Genomic DNA, 1,764 nt, shown 5'->3' on the forward strand with positions numbered 1-1,764 from the left:
TTACGCCTTACCTACACTTATCTCGGCTCACGGATGCGCCGGTGGTCCCGCGGGCGGCGGTCTACCCCCCCATCCTGCCGCGGCGGGCTCCGTTTTCGAGACGGAGCCCGCCGCTACGTCTTACCGGCTGTTGAGCGCCGTTTCGGATGGTGTAAACCGGACGGTATGAGCGAAACGCCCCTGTCCCTGGCCGATGTCACCCCCGAGTTGATGACCAAGGCCAGCGAAGGCACCTTCACCGACCTCATCGGCCTGCGCTACACCGAGGTCACCCCCGACCGGGTTCGCGGTGAATGGCAGGTGCGTCCCGAACTGCATCAGCCCGCGGGTATCCAGAACGGTGGCGTCTACTGCACCATCATCGAAACTCTCGCGAGTGTCGGCGGCGGCGTCTGGTTCGGCGAGCGTGGTTCGGTCGTCGGCGTCAACAACAACACCGACTTCCTGCGTGCGGTCCGCGAGGGCGTCCTCACCGGCGAGGCCACCCCCATTCACCGTGGCCGCAGCCAGCAGCTCTGGGTCGTCGTCATCACCGACGCGGAAGGCCGCACCGTCGCCCGCGGCCAGGTCCGCCTCCAGAACCTCGCCGCCTAGCGGACCATGGGAGCCCCCGGCCGTGCCGGGTTCGGCGTCGTTCCGGTCTGAACCTGTGAGTTCAGCTTTCTGTACGAGTCCGGTGGCATCGGCGTACCGGGATCGATAACATCGGTCCTTGTGAAGCACGTTGTAGTCGCGGGTGGGACAGACGGGTTGGGGCGGGCGGTCGCACTGGACCGACTCGCCAAGGGCGATGCCGTCGTGGTGATCGGGCGCGATCCGGCGAAGGGTGCGGACCTCCTCGCCGCGGCGGCGGCCATCGGCGCGGACCGACGTGCGCATTTCGTGCGGGCGGACCTGAGCTCGATCGCCGAGACGCGCACGGCGATCGAGTCCGTGCGCGCCCACTTCACCCGACTCGATGCCCTCGTGCTGTGCGCGCGGCACTATCGCTCCGAGCGGCTGGTCACGGTGGAGGGGTTCGAATACACCTTCGCCTTGTTCTACCTGAGTCGCTTCGTGCTGAGCTACGAACTGATCGATCTGTTCGACTCCGCGGTCGACCCGGTCGTCTTGAACGTGGCGGGGCCAGGCAGCGGGACCGAGGAGATCCGCTGGGACGATTGGGGTTTCGAGCGTGACTACCACGGGTTGCGTGCCCTGTCCCAGGGTGGACAGCTCAACGATCTACTGGGTATCGAGTTCGCGCGCCGATCGTCCTCGACGCGCGTGCGCTATGTCCTGCTGCACCCCGGTGTGGTCGATACCGGCCTGTCGGGCGACTATGACGCGGAGATGGCAGTGAGGGTCGAGGCGATGCGCGCGACAGCGCAATCGATCGATCAAGCGGTCGGTCCGATTCTGGGCGTCCTGGATGAACCGCCGACGGAGCCACTGGTCGCGATCGTGCAGGGCGCACGGCTCGACACCGCGGGGCCTGCCTTCGACTCCGCGGCGGCTATCAAGCTTTTCGACGAAACGGTGAGAGTGCTGGCTCGGCTGTGATCCGCGAGTTCCGGAGGCTGTAGCCCTCGGATCAGTCGAGGGTGGTGACCCGCCAACCGCCGCGGCCGAGTACCTCGACGACCAGCGCGCTGATGTTCCACGCGTCGTCGTCACCGCGGTGATGGGTGCCTTCGAGGGGGATGTCGGCGATCCGGAGCGCGTGGTCCATGCCGGGGCGTCGTCGCAGGTCGTAGGACTCGGCGAAGACTTGTTTGGCGTTGG

Annotated in this window: 2 protein-coding genes and 1 pseudogene; 2 read left to right on the forward strand and 1 reads right to left on the reverse strand. The window is 66.9% G+C overall.

Features of this window, described 5'->3' with window-relative positions; genetic code table 11:
• Positions 1–210: 210 nt before the first annotated feature.
• Both ACFWF3_RS34600 and ACFWF3_RS34605 read left to right on the forward strand, forming a co-directional pair.
• The gene (locus ACFWF3_RS34600) at positions 211–594 is read left to right on the forward strand and encodes a PaaI family thioesterase (protein ID WP_378988477.1); all 384 of its coding nucleotides are present in this window, start codon (positions 211–213) and stop codon (positions 592–594) included.
• Positions 595–714: 120 nt separating this feature from the next.
• Positions 715–1,542 carry an SDR family NAD(P)-dependent oxidoreductase gene (locus ACFWF3_RS34605; RefSeq protein ID WP_379318265.1) on the forward strand — a complete coding sequence of 276 codons (828 nt, stop codon included), beginning with the start codon at positions 715–717 and terminating at the stop codon, positions 1,540–1,542.
• A 31-nt stretch (positions 1,543–1,573) separates the two neighbouring features.
• On the opposite strand, the pseudogene ACFWF3_RS34610 reads toward ACFWF3_RS34605, so the two are convergent.
• A pseudogene (locus ACFWF3_RS34610) lies at positions 1,574–1,764 on the reverse strand (DNA polymerase III); the annotation flags it as partial.

The sequence above is a fragment of the Nocardia sp. NPDC060220 genome, from assembly GCF_042727815.1.
Lineage (GTDB): Bacteria > Actinomycetota > Actinomycetes > Mycobacteriales > Mycobacteriaceae > Nocardia.